General features: G+C 58.3%; 17 protein-coding genes. 8 read left to right on the top strand and 9 right to left on the bottom strand.

Going from position 1 to position 17,187, the window contains the following annotated elements; translation table 11 throughout:
* Window positions 1-15: 15 nt before the first annotated feature.
* Window positions 16-630 carry a ribonuclease D gene (locus tag ACGKZZ_RS02510; RefSeq protein ID WP_411221851.1) on the bottom strand — a complete coding sequence of 205 codons (615 nt, stop codon included), beginning with the start codon at window positions 628-630 and terminating at the stop codon, window positions 16-18.
* A 907-nt stretch (window positions 631-1,537) separates the two neighbouring features.
* On the opposite strand from ACGKZZ_RS02510, the gene ACGKZZ_RS02505 reads away from it, so the two are divergent.
* Window positions 1,538-2,227 (top strand): sugar transferase, encoded by a 690-nt coding sequence (locus tag ACGKZZ_RS02505; RefSeq protein WP_411221850.1) that lies wholly within the window; start codon window positions 1,538-1,540, stop codon window positions 2,225-2,227.
* On the opposite strand, the gene ACGKZZ_RS02500 is transcribed toward ACGKZZ_RS02505, so the two are convergent.
* The 3 genes from ACGKZZ_RS02500 to ACGKZZ_RS02490 form a co-directional block, all read right to left on the bottom strand.
* On the bottom strand, window positions 2,224-2,781 hold the full coding sequence (locus tag ACGKZZ_RS02500) for an NADPH-dependent FMN reductase (protein WP_411221849.1): 558 nt from the start codon (window positions 2,779-2,781) through the stop codon (window positions 2,224-2,226). The two genes, ACGKZZ_RS02505 and ACGKZZ_RS02500, sit on opposite strands and share 4 nt — an antisense overlap.
* A gap of 121 nt (window positions 2,782-2,902) precedes the next feature.
* Window positions 2,903-3,562 (bottom strand): OmpA family protein, encoded by a 660-nt coding sequence (locus tag ACGKZZ_RS02495; RefSeq protein ID WP_411221848.1) that lies wholly within the window; start codon window positions 3,560-3,562, stop codon window positions 2,903-2,905.
* Window positions 3,563-3,684: 122 nt separating this feature from the next.
* Complete coding sequence (locus ACGKZZ_RS02490) at window positions 3,685-4,542, bottom strand: methylated-DNA--[protein]-cysteine S-methyltransferase (RefSeq protein WP_411221847.1); 858 nt, start codon at window positions 4,540-4,542, stop codon at window positions 3,685-3,687.
* 123 nt (window positions 4,543-4,665) lie between these two features.
* Here ACGKZZ_RS02490 and nth point away from each other — a divergent pair, with 123 nt between their 5' ends.
* Entirely contained in the window at window positions 4,666-5,310 is a 645-nt protein-coding gene (gene nth / locus ACGKZZ_RS02485; protein ID WP_411221846.1) for an endonuclease III, read from the top strand.
* The gene (locus tag ACGKZZ_RS02480) at window positions 5,307-6,299 is read left to right on the top strand and encodes an adenosine kinase (protein WP_411221845.1); all 993 of its coding nucleotides are present in this window, start codon (window positions 5,307-5,309) and stop codon (window positions 6,297-6,299) included. The genes nth and ACGKZZ_RS02480 overlap by 4 nt, the downstream gene beginning before the upstream one ends.
* 163 nt (window positions 6,300-6,462) lie before the next feature.
* On the opposite strand, the gene ACGKZZ_RS02475 is transcribed toward ACGKZZ_RS02480, so the two are convergent.
* A complete protein-coding gene (locus ACGKZZ_RS02475) occupies window positions 6,463-6,660 on the bottom strand; it encodes a CsbD family protein (protein WP_411221844.1) in 198 nt (65 codons plus the stop codon).
* Window positions 6,661-7,011: 351 nt separating this feature from the next.
* Here ACGKZZ_RS02475 and ACGKZZ_RS02470 point away from each other — a divergent pair, with 351 nt between their 5' ends.
* The 5 genes from ACGKZZ_RS02470 (at window position 7,012) to ACGKZZ_RS02450 (ending at window position 11,753) form a co-directional block, all read left to right on the top strand.
* Complete coding sequence (locus ACGKZZ_RS02470) at window positions 7,012-7,428, top strand: CopG family transcriptional regulator (protein WP_411221843.1); 417 nt, start codon at window positions 7,012-7,014, stop codon at window positions 7,426-7,428.
* Window positions 7,429-7,457: 29 nt separating this feature from the next.
* Entirely contained in the window at window positions 7,458-8,513 is a 1,056-nt protein-coding gene (locus tag ACGKZZ_RS02465; RefSeq protein WP_411221842.1) for an alpha/beta hydrolase family esterase, read from the top strand.
* A 160-nt stretch (window positions 8,514-8,673) separates the two neighbouring features.
* Complete coding sequence (locus tag ACGKZZ_RS02460; RefSeq protein WP_411221841.1) at window positions 8,674-9,621, top strand: YihY/virulence factor BrkB family protein; 948 nt, start codon at window positions 8,674-8,676, stop codon at window positions 9,619-9,621.
* A gap of 16 nt (window positions 9,622-9,637) precedes the next feature.
* Complete coding sequence (locus ACGKZZ_RS02455; protein WP_411221840.1) at window positions 9,638-10,606, top strand: endonuclease/exonuclease/phosphatase family protein; 969 nt, start codon at window positions 9,638-9,640, stop codon at window positions 10,604-10,606.
* Window position 10,607: 1 nt separating this feature from the next.
* Entirely contained in the window at window positions 10,608-11,753 is a 1,146-nt protein-coding gene (locus ACGKZZ_RS02450) for an AI-2E family transporter (protein WP_411221839.1), read from the top strand.
* A gap of 36 nt (window positions 11,754-11,789) precedes the next feature.
* On the opposite strand, the gene ACGKZZ_RS02445 is transcribed toward ACGKZZ_RS02450, so the two are convergent.
* From ACGKZZ_RS02445 to polA, 4 genes are all read right to left on the bottom strand, one after another.
* Window positions 11,790-12,311 (bottom strand): DUF421 domain-containing protein, encoded by a 522-nt coding sequence (locus ACGKZZ_RS02445; RefSeq protein WP_411221838.1) that lies wholly within the window; start codon window positions 12,309-12,311, stop codon window positions 11,790-11,792.
* Window positions 12,301-12,960: a DUF998 domain-containing protein gene (locus ACGKZZ_RS02440; RefSeq protein WP_411221837.1), complete on the bottom strand. Its 660-nt coding sequence runs from the start codon at window positions 12,958-12,960 to the stop codon at window positions 12,301-12,303. Before ACGKZZ_RS02440 ends, ACGKZZ_RS02445 begins: the two co-directional genes overlap by 11 nt.
* A gap of 120 nt (window positions 12,961-13,080) precedes the next feature.
* The gene (locus tag ACGKZZ_RS02435) at window positions 13,081-14,253 is read right to left on the bottom strand and encodes a winged helix-turn-helix domain-containing protein (protein ID WP_411221836.1); all 1,173 of its coding nucleotides are present in this window, start codon (window positions 14,251-14,253) and stop codon (window positions 13,081-13,083) included.
* A 57-nt stretch (window positions 14,254-14,310) separates the two neighbouring features.
* A complete protein-coding gene (polA, locus tag ACGKZZ_RS02430; protein WP_411221835.1) occupies window positions 14,311-17,115 on the bottom strand; it encodes a DNA polymerase I in 2,805 nt (934 codons plus the stop codon).
* Window positions 17,116-17,187 lie beyond the last annotated feature (72 nt).

Here is a 17,187-nt window from a genome sequence, read left to right as displayed (position 1 = left end):
CGCTGTCCGATCCGCTCAGGAGTGCGCGAAGATGTCGGTCTCCGGCCAACCCATGAGATCGAGCTTTGCGCGTGTCGGCAGAAACTCGAAACAGGTCTGCGCCACGTCCGCACGGCCTTCGCGCTCCAGCATGGCCTGCAACGCATCACGCAGTTTGTGTAAATGCAAGACATCCGAGGCGGCATAGTCGATTTGCGCGGAACTGAGGCTCGCCGCACCCCAGTCACTTGACTGTTGCTGTTTCGAAATGTCGACGCTCAGCAATTCCTGCAACAGCACCTTGAGCCCGTGGCGATCGGTATATGTGCGCACCAGACGGCTTGCGATCTTGGTGCAATAGACCGGAGCGGTGAGCACACCGAATGCGTGCAGCATGACTGCAATATCGAACCTACCGAAGTGAAAAAGCTTCAAAACCTCTGGATCGGCAAGCAGCCGCTCCAGATTGGGTGCAGATGTCTGACCCTTTTCAATCTGAACCAAATGCGCCGTACCGTCACCGTTCGACAACTGAACCACGCACAGCCGATCTCGATGCGGATGAAGCCCCATCGTCTCGCAATCGATAGCAACCTCCGGCCCCAGATCAAGATCATCGGGAAGATCGCGCGCATGAACTGTATGAGACATTGGAACCACCATGAGGAAAACGACTGTGTCGGAGATAGACCGTCGCAGAATGTGGCGCAACCTGTCCAACTCTGCCCAAGTTTTTCCTGATTCTGCGAATTGGGGCGTGATTCGCACCAGATTGCGGCGAGGCCGTGACCGGCACTGCCTAATTTTCGCCTACATTGTTACAAAATATGTCAGTGCGTGATCCAGCCAGTTTGAACGGAAATTCTCGGACCGGTGACAAATTCTCCTGTCCGAACGACCCCGAGCGCTAATTGATTGTCGCGTTTTTCAGAACAATGCCCCTAACGCCTTCATCGCGCACAGTTTGTACAAACATTTCGATTGAGAAATCAATCGTGAACTCGGGGCCAAACTAACGTTACGTCGCTTTGCAAAACGAGTCTATTCTAGCCTTGATCACCGAAATTATCGGGAAATTCGCGGATCTCTGGAGCCAATAGCCTGAGCGAAACCATCGGATTAATAAGGTGTTAATCACGCACAGGTTGAGCGTAAGCGAAGAATTGCTCACGATTTGTAAAAAGTGATTTCGTCGATCCAGCCTGCCGATACGGCAAATCCACCCACACCCTTAGGTTGATTATCGCCTCGCTGCACCCGCCAAGGATATATGCAGATCTCAAAGTTGACCTAAATAAGGCACATCGTCATAAGCATACATGTTCCGGCAGGCCACAATCCTGCCATGTTTGAAGTTGGCACTTGGGGGTTGGTGCTTCCAATTGGGAGTTGCGTACGGTTCGTCTGCTAAAATCTGCCAAATTTACCTGAAATTCAGAACTTCCGGGTTTCTTGCCCGAAGCAATTGCCTGCCGCGCCGCGCGGCACGCACCCGATTTCTTCATGTATTTGACAGCATCATTCCGAGCCCATGCACATAGGATCAAAGAGTGTATTCATGACACTACACATTCGCCATCCGATGCCAGGCGCCGATGTTGAAACACTGGTGAATGCCGCCTTCACCTCAACCGAACCGAAAAATGTGTACCGCGACTGGCTCAAACGCGGTTTGGATGTCGCCCTCGTCTTGACCGCCGCCGTTCCCGTCGTGCTCGTGCTCGCATTTTGTGCGCTTTTGGTTGCGGTTGACGGCGGATCGCCGTTTTACAGTCAAACCCGCATTGGCCGCTTCGGCAAGACATTCAAGTTGTGGAAGCTGCGCAGCATGGTCACCAATGCTGATGCAGCTTTGGAAAAGCATCTTGAGACCAACCCCGTCGCTCGGGCAGAATGGGATCGGACGCAAAAGTTGCGCGACGATCCGCGGATTACAAAAATTGGTCATATCCTGCGCAAGACCTCGCTCGACGAGCTTCCCCAACTCTGGAATGTCCTGAAGGGTGATATGTCGCTGGTCGGCCCTCGCCCGATGATGGTTGATCAGCAAGCGATCTATCCGGGATCGGCATATTACGCTCTTCGCCCCGGCCTCACAGGTTTTTGGCAGGTGTCGGTCCGTCACGAAAGCAGCTTTGCAGACCGCGCAAATTACGACGCCGACTACCTGAGCAAGGTGACCTTTGCCCAGGATATCTCGGTGATGTGGAAAACACTGAGCGTCGTCAGCAAAGGCACCGGCTGCTAGTCAATTCGCCGATGCGCTTCGACGAGGCGGTGCAGCATGTGCATCAGACCATCCAATGCTTTGGCATTTATGTCGTTGATCAACACACCATTTTCATCCCATTGCTGAGACGTCGCCGCGACAAGCACCTCTGGCCCCGGAACCAGCAAGGGTCGAAACGGCGTGAGACAAAGCCTGGTCATGCTTTGCGCCCGTTCTCCACCTGCACGCCCCGCGGTTGCAGACATCAGCGCAACGGGTTTGTTTAACCAGGGATTGCCTTTTGTCCGGCTGACCCAATCCAGCGCATTCTTCAAGACGCCGGGAATCGCCTTGTTGTACTCGGGCGTCGCGATCAGCACCGCGTCAGCGTCGGCGATCTGGTCTGAAAGCGCCTGCACATCGCTGGGTACGCCGGATTCGTCTTCGAGGTCACTGTCATATAGGGGAAAGCGCAAATTCGCTTCGGTGAAACTGGCCGCGTCCAAACGGCGAACGGCCTCCATCATCAGCAACCGGTTGGTCGAGGCTTTGCGAAGAGAGCCGCAAATGCCAAGTAGTCTCAGGCTTGTCATGAATGTCTCCTGCTGGGTCGCCTTCCGATTGGGTCGCAACCCTAGACTGGCAACCCGGACCCGCACAAAAAGAAAGGCCCGCACCAATTGGCGCGGGCCCGGATGTTCAGCTTTATCGGGATCAGGCGTTCGGAAGGATCACGATCTCGACACGCCGGTTTTGCGCACGTCCCTGCGTTGTCAGGTTGCTGGCGATCGGCTGGTCTTCACCGCGACCGATGCTGCGGATACGCGACGACGGAACACCTTCGCTCATGAGGATATTTGCCACCGATTGCGCCCGGCGCTGCGACAGGTCGAGGTTGTAACCAGCCTCACCGGTGTTGTCGGTATGGCCCAAGACCTGAACCGTCGTGTTCGGATACGCCAGGAGGTTCTGGCCGACAGTGCGCAGGTCGCGTTGCAGGTCGGGCCGCAGCGATGCGCTGTCTGTCGCAAACAGGATGTCCTGCGGGAGCGTGACAATCAGACGATCACCGGTGTTGCGGATGGTGACATTGTCGTTGCCGATCTGGTTGCGCAGGTCGGCTTCCTGCTTGTCGAGTTGGTTGCCGACGATGGCACCACCGCCCCCTCCAATCACCGCGCCAAGCACGGCATTGCGACGGCGTTCTTCGGGATCGTTGCCCATCAGTGCACCGACGACGGCACCCGCGCCCGCACCCACAGCGGCGCCAGATTTTGCACGGCGGTTGGGATCGTTCACATCGGTACATGCAGTCAGTGCGATCAACGCGGCGCTGCCCAATAGCATGGTGGATTTGGTTCGGATTCGGATCATGTTTAATGCCTCTTCAATAGAAGCCCCGTCATCGCGGGGACCATTTGACCATATCGTGCAAGGTCCCTGTCCGAAACAATTATCCCGACAAAATCGGCGCATTTCCGCCCAAATCTGAAACATTACACTTCGGCATCCCGACGCGCTGCCTCCCATGCCAGGATTCCGCGCTTCACTGGCAGCCCCCAATGATATCCGCCAAGCGCGCCTGATTTGCGCAACGCGCGGTGACAGGGGATGAGATAGCTGATCGGGTTTCGCCCCACAGCAGTCCCGACGGCCCGCACTGCCTTGGGGTGGCCGATAAACTCCGCAATTTCGGAGTACGTTGTGACATGGCCCGACGGCACGTTCATCAACGCCTCCCAAACCTTGATCTGGAACGGCGCGCCGATCAAGAAGAGCGGCGTGGGTTCGTCGGCGGGGTTTGCACCGAAGGCGTTCATCACCCACGGACGCAGGCGCTCGTCATCTTCGACATAAGACGCCTCGGGCCAACGCGCCGTCAAATCCTCCCAAGCGTGAGTCTCGCCTGTTTCCGCCGAGAACGCGATCCCGCACAGCCCCTTTTCGGTTCCCATGACCAGCGCAGGACCAAACGGGCTGTCGAACCAGCCCCAATAGATGACCAGACCGTCACCTTTGCGGGCAAATTCACCCGGACTCATCGCCTCCCATCGCAGGAACAGGTCGTGCAATCTGCCGCCTCCGGACAACCCGGTCGAATGAGCGGTGTGCAACGTCGTGAACCGGTTTTGCAAAAGCGCCTTGGCATGCTCCAGGGTCAAGTATTGCTGGTAGCGTTTCGGGCTGACGCCCACCCAACGCGAAAACACCCGTTGGAAATGCGCCGGGCTCATATTCATCTCGGCGGCCAGCTCCTCGAGCGACACGGATGGCCCATGCGCATCAATAAGTTCGAGCGCCCGGCGCATGACGTGAAAATGATAGCCTTGGCTTTGCTGTTCTGCGCTGTCCATGATGCCATCCACTTCTGGGTTTCGTGTCCGTATATCTATTCGATACGGCCCCGTCACCGCGACCCGAAACCTGCGCAAGTTCACCGCTTGCCCCGCAAGGATTCGCGCGGCATATGAAATGTCATGGCCAAGCAACTCGATTACCACACGATCCGCGAGATCTTCACGCGCTTTCAGGAGACTGAACCCGAACCCAAGGGCGAACTGGATCATGTGAATGCCTATACGCTCGTGGTGGCCGTCGCCTTGAGCGCGCAGGCCACCGATCTGGGCGTGAACAAGGCCACCAAGGAACTCTTCAAGATCGCTGATACGCCGCAAAAGATGCTGGAGCTTGGTGAAGACGGAGTGATCGAACACATCAAGAGCATTGGGCTCTATCGTAACAAGGCCAAAAACGTCATCAAGCTCAGCCGCATGCTGGTCGACGACTATGGCGGCGAGGTTCCGAACTCCCGCGCGGCACTTGAAAGCCTGCCCGGCGTGGGACGCAAGACCGCCAATGTCGTGCTCAACATGTGGTGGCACTATCCGGCGCAGGCGGTGGACACGCATATTTTCCGCGTCGGCAACCGCACGGGCATTTGCCCGGGTAAAGACGTGGTGGCCGTAGAGCGCGCGATCGAGAACCACATTCCGGTCGATTTCCAGCAACACGCCCACCACTGGCTGATTTTGCACGGGCGCTATACCTGCGTCGCCCGAAAACCCAAATGCGCGGCATGTCTGATCCGCGATCTCTGCCAATTCGAGGATAAGACCCTATGAGCAAAAAGTACCAGGTCGTCGGGATCGGCAATGCCGTCGTCGATGTCATCGCGCGCGCCGAGGATACGTTTCTCGATCTGATGGGGATCCAGAAAGGCATCATGCAACTGGTCGAAAGGGAGCGAGGAGAAACCCTTTATGCCGCGATGAAGAAACGAACCCAGACACCGGGTGGTTCGGTTGCCAACACGCTTGCAGGGCTGGGCAATTTGGGTTTGCGCACCGGCTTTATCGGTCGGGTACACGACGACGCCCTGGGGCGCTTTTATGCCGATGCGATGGAAAAAGACGGAACCGATTTCGTGAATGCGCCGGTGTCCGGCGGAGAGCTTCCCACATCACGCTCGATGATCTTTGTCTCTCCCGACGGGGAGCGGTCGATGAACACATACCTTGGCATCTCTGCCGAACTTGGGCCTGCCGATGTGTCCGAGGATGTCGCTGCGGAGGCAGAGATCGTATTTCTGGAAGGCTACCTGTTTGACAAGGACAAGGGCAAAGACGCGTTCATTCGCACCGCCCGCACCTGTCGTGCCGCCGGGGGCAAAGCCGGTATCGCGATTTCCGATCCGTTCTGCGTGGAAAGGCATCGTGAGGATTTCCTCGACCTGATCGAACATGAGATGGATTTCGTTATCGGAAACGAGGCGGAAATCATGTCGCTATATCAGAACGACGATCTGGAAGCCGATCTTGCGGCCGTCGCTGCGGTCTGTCCGCTGGTCGTGTGCACTCGGTCCGGCGATGCGGTGTCGATCATTCACAACGGGGTGCGGACAGAAATTCCGGTTACCAAGGTGGTTCCGGTGGACGCCACGGGTGCCGGAGATCAGTTTGCCGCAGGTTTTCTCTACGGACTCTCACTGGGGCGCGACATGGACGTCTGCGGGCGAATGGGTTGCGTCGCCGCGAGCGAGGTCATCTCGCATATCGGGCCACGGCCAGAGGCGGAACTGAAAGCCCTGTTTCGCAAGTCCGGCCTGATCTGAAAATCAGATATTTGATCATCACGAAAAAAGGCCCATCTGGTCACAAGGTGGCACGCGTGGTGCCAGCGACCAGATGGGCCTTGGTTGATGGCGGCTGACCGGGGGGAAACTGACAGCCCATCAACGAGGATAGAGCCGCCCGACCGGGCGGCTCTGGAACGCCTTAACGCTCTGCCAGGAAGTCATCGACTTCGCGTTTAGCTTCTTCTTTGCTCTTGCCGTACTTGGCCTGGATTTTGCCTTCCAGAGCCTCGCGATTGCCGTTGACCTCGGCGATCTCGTCATCGGTCAGATCGCCCCACTTGGCTTTCACATTTCCGGTCATCTGCTTCCAGTTGCCTTCGACTTGATCCCAATTCATAGGATATCCTTTCCTGTCTGTGCGCCGCGGGTCGCACCCCTGCGGCAGCATTAAATCGGTTTGCACCAGTTGGGAGCCGAACGAATATGTTCCAAACCGTGGCTCGGAACCGTTGTGCCTTACTCGTCTGAGGGCCAATCCACCTGATACGCCTGCCACTCGGTCTTGCTGAGTGGCGCATCTGAACAACGCCGAGGTCGAACGGTTGTTCCCGAAGCGCGAGACAAGAATTTCTGCGCGGCCCAGCTCCCAGCCAGGTTTTTTCGATTTGACGTGATATTCGCACAAAGTTCCACTTGCGCTGACAGCATTAACATCCGTATACCATCCATATAGATGGAGATTATCACAATGAGCAATGTCAGACCGATACGCGACAAAGCGCCCGACAGCGAGAAGATCACCATCAATCTCGGCTACGTCGATCTTGGGCGCATCGACCTGTTGGTACAGGAAGGGTTCTATTCCAACCGCACCGACCTGATCCGGACCGCGATCCGCAATCAATTGGCCAGCCATGTCGATGCCGTCGAAAAGTCGATCGAGCGTCACACCATGGAACTCGGTCTTCGCGACTATTCGGTCGCCGATTTGGAAGCTCTGCGGGATGCCGGAGAGATGTTGCACGTCAAGGTCGTCGGCCTGGCGCGCATCGCGCCCGATGTGACGCCGGAACTTGCACGGCAGACCATCGGTTCAATCACAGTGCTGGGCGCGTTGCAGGCCAGCAAAGACATCAAGGCTGCCCTCGCAGACCGCATCACCTGAGCCTGAGTGCTCTGACAAGGATACAGATTATGAAACGATTCAACGTGGGCGCACCGCGCAACACGACTGGCGAAGACCGCATGTCAGCAGCACAAGAGCTTGTTCAGCGCACTTTGGCGCAGCACGGATTGGCGGGACCGGAGCACCAGGGCCTTCCCATGAGCGCCTCGCTTGACGGCATGCTTTCCGGGCTGAACTTCCCGCTTGGCGGGCTTTCACAACCCGAACTTCACCTGCCCGAAGGTGCCACCTTCGCGCGAGATACCTATTCCTGTGATGCAGGAAGCCGGGCTTATCGCACCTACGTTCCCGCAGCCGCCCAAGACGGGGTGACCGGCGTTGTCGTCATGTTGCACGGCTGCACCCAGACACCCGAAGATTTCGCGGCAGGTACCGGAATGAACGCCCTTGCCGAACTGCACCGCTTTGTTGTCGTCTACCCAGCACAAGCGAGAGGCGATAATGCGCAATCATGCTGGAACTGGTTCAGTCGGGGTGATCAGCGGCGTGATGCCGGAGAGCCTGCAATCCTTTCGGGGATAACGCGACAGGTGCGCGACATTTACAACATCGAGAGGGATAGAACATTTGTCGCCGGATTGTCTGCCGGAGCGGCAATGGCGATCATATTGGGAGAAACCTATTCAGACGTGTTCACCGGCGTTGGCGCGCATTCCGGCCTGCCTTTCGGAGCGGCGAAAGACGTGCCGTCGGCCTTTGCTGCAATGAGCAGCGGGGCACAGTCGTTAACACCGCGGAACCGTCAGGCCGATCCGGTGCGCACCATCGTGTTTCACGGAACTTCAGATTCCACCGTACATCCGTCCAACGGCGCCAGTATCGTGCAACAAGCGCTTGATGTTGGTCCGTCGCAAACCATCGAAGCCACTCAATCCGGTCAGATGGGAGGTCGCGGCTATACCTGTCGCGTATCAACGGGGCCGTCGGGCAGGGCCGAGCTTGAGCATTGGACCATAGACGGCTTGGGCCACGCCTGGTCGGGCGGCCAACCATCCGGCTCCTACACAGACCCCAAAGGTCCGGACGCCAGTGCCGAGATGGTCCGCTTTTTCTTTTCCCCGTGAGATTGGGAACAATGACGTGAATGGGACGTTACTTCTGGCAACGCGAAACGGTTGCGCGGGGCGGTCATAGCGACGCCCGCAACCGCCATCATCGCAAGAGACGACCGGCCGAGTGAGAGCGACGGCTCTGCACTCGCCCAAGACACCAGAAGGAATTTCTATGGCGCGTGGCCGCAAAGCAGACTCACCCGGGGACATCCCATCGTCGGGATGGAAAGACATCCTCTTTCGCGTGAAGGACGAGATTGCCGAGGACCGCGTTGGCCTGATCGCTGCCGGAATAGCCTTCTACGGCTTGCTCGCCCTATTTCCGGCCATCACCGCGTTTCTCGCCATCAGCGGGCTGGTCGTCGAACCAAGCCAGGTTGTCGATCTGTTGCAAAGCATGTCCGGCCTCATGCCCGAGGAGGTCATTTCGATCATCATGAATCAAGCAACCAAGGTTGCCGGATCACAGAACGGCGGCCTTGGCCTTGCCGCGATCGTTGGTGTTCTTCTCGCTCTTTATTCTGCGTCCAAGGGCGTGGCGAGTTTGATCGAAGGCATCAATGTCGCCTACGACGAAGACGAAAAGCGCGGGTTCATAAAGCTGAAGCTGGTGACCTTCGCGCTGACACTGTTTCTGTTTGCCGGTCTGTTGGTGGCGCTCCTTGCGACTGTTACCTTGCCGATTGCGATCGAGTTTCTCGGTCTTGGCGGTATCATCGAAACCTTGCTGAGCGTCGCTCTGTTCGTCGGTTTGTTCGTCCTCACCATGGTCGGGTTGTCGGTTCTCTATCGATACGGTCCTTCGCGCGATGAGCCGGAATGGCAATGGGCATCTATCGGTGCCGTTGCCGCCTGCTTTGGATGGCTCATCGCCTCTGCGGGATTCGCCTTTTATGTCGCCAATTTCGGCTCCTACAATGAAAGCTTCGGCACCTTGGCGGGCGTTGTCGTGTTGCTGATGTGGTTCTGGATCTCGGCCTTTGTCATACTTCTCGGAGCGGAACTGAATGCCGAACTGGAAGCGCAGACCCGCCGCGACACCACGCAAGGGCAGGATCTGCCCATGGGCCAGCGCGACGCAGTCAAAGCCGACAAGCTGGGCGAGGCTGCAGGCAAGTGACACATGGGGCTGACAGATGTTGAACGCGCTACTCTGGATACTGGCGGTGATCGTGGTCGTCACCACAGTCCTGCCGCTGACCAACAGCGTCAGATGGTGGGTGCGAATGTGGGATTTCCCCCGCGTGCACATCGCAGTGCTCGCTCTGGCCGTGCTTCTGGTCTCCTTGCCGTTTGCGATCGCGTTCAAGCCGGTGTTACTGGCCCTGATGGCTGCTGCCTTCGCCTATCAGGCGATCCTGATTTTTCCCTACACTCCAATCGCGCGGACTGAGATTGAAAAGACAACACCCGGTCCTGACACTGACACGATCTGTCTCATGGCCGTCAACGTCCTGATGGAAAACGACCGCTACGCCGATCTGGCAAGCATCATCGACCGCGAGGACCCAGACGTTCTCTTGCTGATGGAGACGAATGCAGCTTGGGCAGATGGGTTGAGCGACGTGCTGGCGCGCTATGCAACCGTGAAATCGCATGTCACCGATGATCATTACGGCATGATCTTCGCCACCCGTCTTGATGTCGAGAATTGCGAATTTCTCTGGCCTGATGGGGACGACACACCCTCGCTGAAAGCGACCCTGCGTGACCGCGACGGAACCGGGTTCAATTTCATCGGCTTGCATCCGCGCCCACCGGTTCCCGGCAACAGCACCAAGGTGCGTGACCGCCAGATCAAGGCCGCCGCGGAGCGTACGTCATCGACCGAGCGGCCGACGATTTGCATGGGCGATTTCAACGATGTTGCCTGGTCATGGACGACGCGCCGGTTCAAGCATTACGGATCGTTTCAGGAACCACGGGTCGGACGCGGGATGGTCTCGAGCTTTCATGCAGACTACCCGCTGATCCGTCTGCCGATCGACCAGCTATTCCTGACCAAGGACATCAAGCTGGTGTCGTTCGAACGGCTTGAAAATTTCGGATCGGATCACTTCCCCATCAAGACGACCGTTTTCGTCGATCCCGTCAAGGCCACATGACATGACAGACAACCTGAAGACCGAACCCATCGCAGTCGATCCTGCGATCGGATCGGAACAACGGACCGGATTGGGACGCTTGGAGGTCCCGATCATCGGAATCTTTTGCATATTGCTGCTGCAAGCAATGGTCTGGGCCAGCGATTTCCTGATCCCGGTCACGGCAGCGTTTCTGGGCTACTTCGTGCTCAACCGCCCAAGACGATGGCTGGCGCGCATCGGTATCCCACCAGTTGTGTCGGCCGCGCTCTTCACCACCGTGTTGACGATGGTGATCGGCTTGCTTCTGGTGCAACTCAGCGCGCCCGCCGCGCAGTTCATCGAAGATTTGCCGTCGCTTATGGAGCGGATCAAGAACGAACTGGCTTCCGCCGGTGGCACGTTGGAAAAAATCAACGATGCGAGTGAAGCGGCGGAAGAAATCATTGCCGAGAAAGACGCCGAAACCGTTGAAGTCGAGGTTGTGTCCAACAGAGGCATCATCACCACGATATTCAGCATGGCGCCCGGTTTTCTAAGCCGGATCATGTTCGCGCTTGTGCTGCTGTTCTTTCTCGTGGCGTCCGGCGACATGTTTCTGGTCAAGACCGTGCAAAGCTTCAAGCGTTTCGGAGACAAGCGCAAAGCCGTCGGGGTGCTCTATTCGATAGAAGACCGATTGGGACATTACCTCGGAGGCATCGCGATCATCAACACAGGTCTCGGCATTGCCGTGGCGCTCGCGATGTATATCTGGGGCTTGTCGAGTGCTGTGATCTTTGGGTTTCTCGCCTTCGGCCTGAACTTTGTCCCCTACCTTGGCGGGCTGATGGGTGCCACGATCGCAGCCGCTGTTGCCTTCGTGACGTTAGACGGCACATGGCCCGCGTTCGGCGTCTTCGCCACGTATATCGCGCTGACGTCCATCGAAGGGCAGCTCGTCACGCCACTCGTCATATCGCGCCGGATGCGCCTGAACACGACGGTGGTATTCCTGACTGTCGCGTTCTTCGCATGGATTTGGTCCGTAATGGGAATGGTCGTGGCCTTGCCCATTTTGATCGTCATCAAGATCGTTTGTGACGAGACCGGATCCTGGCCGACGCTGGCGCGGTTTCTTGGCGACGGGCAAAATGCCCAAACCGAGAAAGAGGCTGAGCCGGTGTGATGTCCGTTTTGCGCTTTTGCAGAGGAGCTGGCGCGTTCACTTTGGTTCGTCGGGAATGCCGTCCAGCAACACTTCATCGACTTGATCGCCATGCAATACTGAAACGTCACCCGTCGTCTCTAAGACGACGGCATGGACCTTGTTGAGATCAAGAGCATTCGCCTCGCGCAGCTTGGCGATGAGATCGTCTTCGCTCACCCGCGTCTGGCGTAGCATGTCGTGCAGGATGACTCCGTTTTTCATCAGAAACACCGGCGTGTTCTGGACCAATGTATCGAACGTATCAAACCGCTGGCGCATCTGCGCGACACCGTACTGAACGGCGAAAAGCGAAGCCATCGCGACCAATGTCTGCAACAGATCCAGCCAGGTGCCGGTTTGTGCGGCCCCCGCCAGAAGCGACCCCATCGCCACTGTCATCACGAAGTCGAAATTCGTCATTTTCGAAAAGGAGCGCAGCCCGACGATCCGGACCAGCAGGATGACCCAAAAAAGCCCGACGGCACTCAGCAGAGCTCCCCTCGCGACTGCGTCGAGAATCGCGTTGTCAAAAAACATCCGAACTCCTTTGCGCGCTGATCTCCGCATCGAGCTTGCCGCGCGCGATGGAAATCAGCATCCATGCAAAGACCGTGACCCAGGCCACGGTCAAAACGCCCAAACCGCGTTCGTAAATGCCGTCATATCCGGTCGGCATGATGAAAAAAACCGGCGCGCCGATGACCCAGAGGATCGCGCAGCCATAGCTGAACCGGGCGTACCAGATTCCGATATTCGCCATGCCGCGCGCCATGAGAAAGAACAAAGCCGCGAACAGAACCCCAAGCGCATAGACGACATAGATGTGAATCACGATGCCCTCGCTGTCGTTATCCCCATACTCATTGCGCGCACCGATCACGACCACGCAGACGGTCAATATCGCCAAGCATCCTATGCCAAGGTTCCATCTTGTGCCGTCTTTATGATGATGTGCGGCGCCGATTGCACAGGCGAACAATGCTCCGGCATAGCCGTAGAGCGCCACGTCCTGGATAATCTCATATCGTCCGGCGGCAAGGTCGCTCACCGTATCTGCGACCCAGTCGTGTCCGGGAACCACGATGCTCCCGATCACATTACCCAGAATGAGCGCGAGCGACCCCATCAATGCGATCAGCCCGGCGGCCCATAATAACTGCGAGTTGGGCTGATGATGTTCGGACATTCGGAGATCCTTGATGGGGCTGAAGCGGTTTCAAGCTGGCGCCGCTATGAGTTTCAAACGCGACCCGCGCGCGATCGTTCCGGGAATGTTCGATTGAAGCGCGTTCACGGGGCCACGCTGTCAGCGCAAGCAGTGCCACGAAACGGAGTCCAGACCAACAAACCGTGACAGGCGTGCAAGCTCGGAATCGAGTTTCCGAAACCGCTGTGCCGAGGCGGCAACCCGCGGTTCAAGCCAAAACTTCGAGACGATCAATGTCTTGCTGCTTCGGTCTGCCTTCGCTTCGATGCGGCCGACAAAGCGGCTGCCTTCGAGCAACGGAAAAACGTAGTAACCCCATTGGCGTTTGACGGCCGGAACAAACATTTCCACGGTGTAGTCGAACCCGAACAGACGTTTCAGCCGCGCTCGGTCGCGGATCGCCGGGTCAAACGGATTGAGAAGTCGAAGCCGCGTGGTGGGAGGCGGAACGGTGCGCAGTCGCATTTCGATATCCGGACACGCGACCGCCTTGGCCCATGAGCCATCGGCAGATTGCACCTCGACCGGAACCAGCGTCGAGCTGTTGCGGGTTGCCCACGCCGCCACTTCGCCGGGATCGGTCGCGTCCCAGAACTTGCGGATCTCGCCAAGCGTGCCAAAGCCGATGCGATCGAGGGCGGCGCTGCAAAGCCAGTCGATCTGATCACGGTCCGCGATCTTTTGGCGATGCAGATGGGCAGGATAGACCCGTTCGGCAAGATCATAGACCTTCGTGAACCCGTCGCGCCGGGACGTCGCCAGTTCGCCGGCATACCAAAGATAATCCAACCCGATCTTATGGGGCGGGCCCGTCCACATCTTGGACTTGCCGACACTCTTGCTGTCGAAATCATGCGTCGAGAGCGGACCTTCATTGGCGATGCGTCTCAGGATGGCGTCAAGCTCACCCGGATCGAGGTGTTTACCATACCAAGCCGTTCGTGACACCTTGGCTTTCATGCGCTGGAACTGGCGTTGCCACATCGGCAGTGTCTCGATCGGCAGCACGGACGCATCGTGAGTGAAATGCTCGAACACGGCTCTGTCGTCGGCAAGCAGCGTGTTGAGCATGGATTCGCGGTAATTCTGGTTTCGCGACCACAGAATGTGATGATGCGCGCGCGCGACAACTTGAATGGTATCGAGCTGGACAAAGCCCAAGGCACCGATCAACGCAGCGGGGTCAAGCGGGCCGGTCGGCGTGGCGCCGAGCCCGTGCGTTGACAGCCACAGACGGCGGGCGTCCTGGTTGGAGATCCTGATGCCACTCATACCGTGGCACCAGAGCTTTGAGCAACACCCTCAAACTTTCGCCGCGCCGAGGCCACCTTAGTGTGCTTCGGCCCAGTTCTTGCCCTGTCCGGCTTCGGCAACAAGCGGAACAGTCAGCCGGATCACCGGATCGGCAGCGCCTTCCATGACCTCGCGCGCGACCTTGATCAAGTCATCCTCGGCCCCCTGCTCCACCTCGAAAAGCAGTTCGTCATGCACTTGCAGCAGCATCTTCACCGGCAGGTCTGCGATAGCATCGGGCATCCGCACCATCGCGCGGCGGATGATGTCGGCGGCAGTGCCCTGAATCGGCGCGTTGATGGCCGCGCGCTTGGCGAACCCCGCGCGTGGACCCTTGGCGTTGATCTCGGGTGTGTGGATGACGCGACCGAACAGCGTTTCGACCCGGTTGTGCTTTTTGGCGAATTCGGTGGTGTCGTCCATATAGGCACGGATGCCGGGGAAGCGTTCGAAATAGCGGTCGATGAAGCCCTGCGCCTCGGCCCGCGGAATACGCAGGTTGCGCGCCAGGCCAAAGCCACTGATCCCGTAGATCACGCCGAAATTGATCGCCTTGGCCTGACGGCGCACGTCGGGAGTCATCTCCTCCAGCGGCACGTTGAACATCTCAGACGCGGTTGCGGCGTGAATGTCCTGCCCGTCCTTGAAGGCGTCCTTGAGGGCTTGAATGTCGGCGATATGGGCAAGGATGCGCAGCTCGATCTGCGAGTAATCAAGCGCCACCAGCGTCTTGCCCTCCTCGGCCACGAATGCCTCGCGGATGCGACGGCCTTCCTCGCTGCGGATCGGGATGTTTTGCAGGTTCGGATCGGTGGACGCCAGACGGCCCGTATTGGCGCCCGCAATGGAATAGCAGGTGTGCACGCGCCCAGTTTCGGTGTTGATATGGTCTTGAAGCGCATCGGTGTAGGTGGATTTCAACTTGGACAATTGCCGCCAGTCCAGAACGCGGCGCGGCAATTCGTGCTCGGTGGCCAAATCCTCGAGCACATCGGCGCCGGTCGCATAGGCACCCGTCTTGCCCCGCTTGCCACCGTCAAGCGACATCTCGTCAAACAGGATCTCACCCAACTGCTTGGGAGAGCCGACGTTGAACTTGCGGCCCGCAAGTTGATAAATTTCGTCCTCCAGACCCGCCATTTTCTGGCTGAACGCATTGGACATGCGCGACAGCGTATCGCGGTCGACCTTGATGCCGTGGCGCTCCATCTGCGCCAGCACAGGCACCAGCGGCCGCTCCATCCCCTCATAAACGCGGGTGACGCGGACGCGGTGCAGTTGCGGCTTGAACATGAGCCACAGGCGCAGCGTCACTTCCGCATCTTCGGCAGCATAACGCGTGGCCTGATCTATCGGGACGCGATCAAAGGTAATCTGGCTTTTGCCACTGCCAAGCAGTTCCTTGATCGGAATGCAGCTGTGCCCAAGATAACGCTCGGCCAGCGTGTCCATGCCGTGCCCGTGAAGCCCTGCGTTCATCGCGTATGACATCAGCATCGTATCGTCGATGGGCGCAATATCCACCCCGTAGCGCGACATGATCTTAGTGTCGTATTTCATGTTCTGGCCGATCTTCAGAACCGCCGGATCCTCGAGCATCGGCTTCAGGACATCAAGCGCATCTTCCAGCGTGATCTGCCCTTCGGCCAGCGCGTCGGACCCGAACAGGCCGTCGCCCTGCTCGGCCTTGTGGGCAAGCGGAACGTAGCACGCCCTGCCGGGCACCACGCATAGCGAAATGCCAACCAGACCGGCGGTCATGTCGTTGAGGCCAGTGGTCTCGGTATCGAACGCGACGTGCCCCACGTCGCTGGCCTCCGCCACCCAAGCCTTGAGCGTGTCCAGATCGCGGACGCATTCGTAGCTTTCAGGGTTCATTGCGGGAAGTTCCGGCGCGTCGGCGTCGGGCGGATTGGCACCTTCGGGGGTGGTATCCTCGATCACCGGTGCCTCGACATCGAGCGCATCGGCTATGCGCTTGGTCAGGGTGCGAAATTCCATCTCGGCCAGAAACGGCATGAGAACGTCGGGGTCGGGGTCGCGCACCTCAAGATCATCCAACGTGAAATCCAGCGGCGTATTGACATCGAGCAGCACCAGCTTCTTGCTCAATTCGATCTGATCGCGTTTGTCGATCAGGGTTTCCCGGCGCTTGGGTTGTTTGATCTCTTCAGCCCGGTCGAGCAACTCTTCGAGCGAGCCGAACTCGTTGATCAGCAACGCCGCCGTCTTGACCCCGATGCCGGGCGCGCCGGGCACGTTGTCAACCGAGTCGCCCGCCAGCGCCTGCACATCCACCACCCTGTCCGGCCAGACGCCGAATTTCTCGAACACGCCGTCGCGGTCGATCCGTCGGTTCTTCATCGCATCGAGCATTTCCACGCCGTCGCCGACCAACTGCATCAGATCCTTGTCGGAACTGATGATCGTGACACGGCCACCGGCGTCGCGGGCCTGAACGGCCAGCGTGGCGATGATGTCGTCCGCCTCGTACCCTTCCTTCTCCTCGCAGGCGATGTTGAACGCCTCGGTTGCGCGGCGGGTCAGTGGGATCTGCGGACGCAGATCTTCGGGCATCGCGTCACGATTGGCCTTGTACTGATCGTACATTTCGTTGCGGAACGTGTGGCTGCCCTTGTCGAAAATCACCGCCACATGGGTCGGCGCGTCAGAGCCGCTGTTTCCCTCGACATATTTCTGCAGCATGTTGCAAAAGCCCGCGACCGCCCCGATCGGCAGGCCATCGGATTTGCGGGTCAGCGGCGGCAACGCGTGATAGGCCCGGAATATGAAGGCCGATCCGTCGATGAGATGAAGGTGGTGTCCTTTGCCGAATGCCATAACGCGCGTCCCTGTCTGGTGATCCGCCAGATGTGCCACGGACCGCGACACGGCGCCAGCAGGAACCTCAGC

The organism is Marivita sp. S2033 (assembly GCF_046592965.1).
GTDB lineage: Bacteria > Pseudomonadota > Alphaproteobacteria > Rhodobacterales > Rhodobacteraceae > Marivita.
Note: the sequence above shows the minus strand (reverse complement) of the source record. Positions and strands in the feature narration are given on the sequence as shown.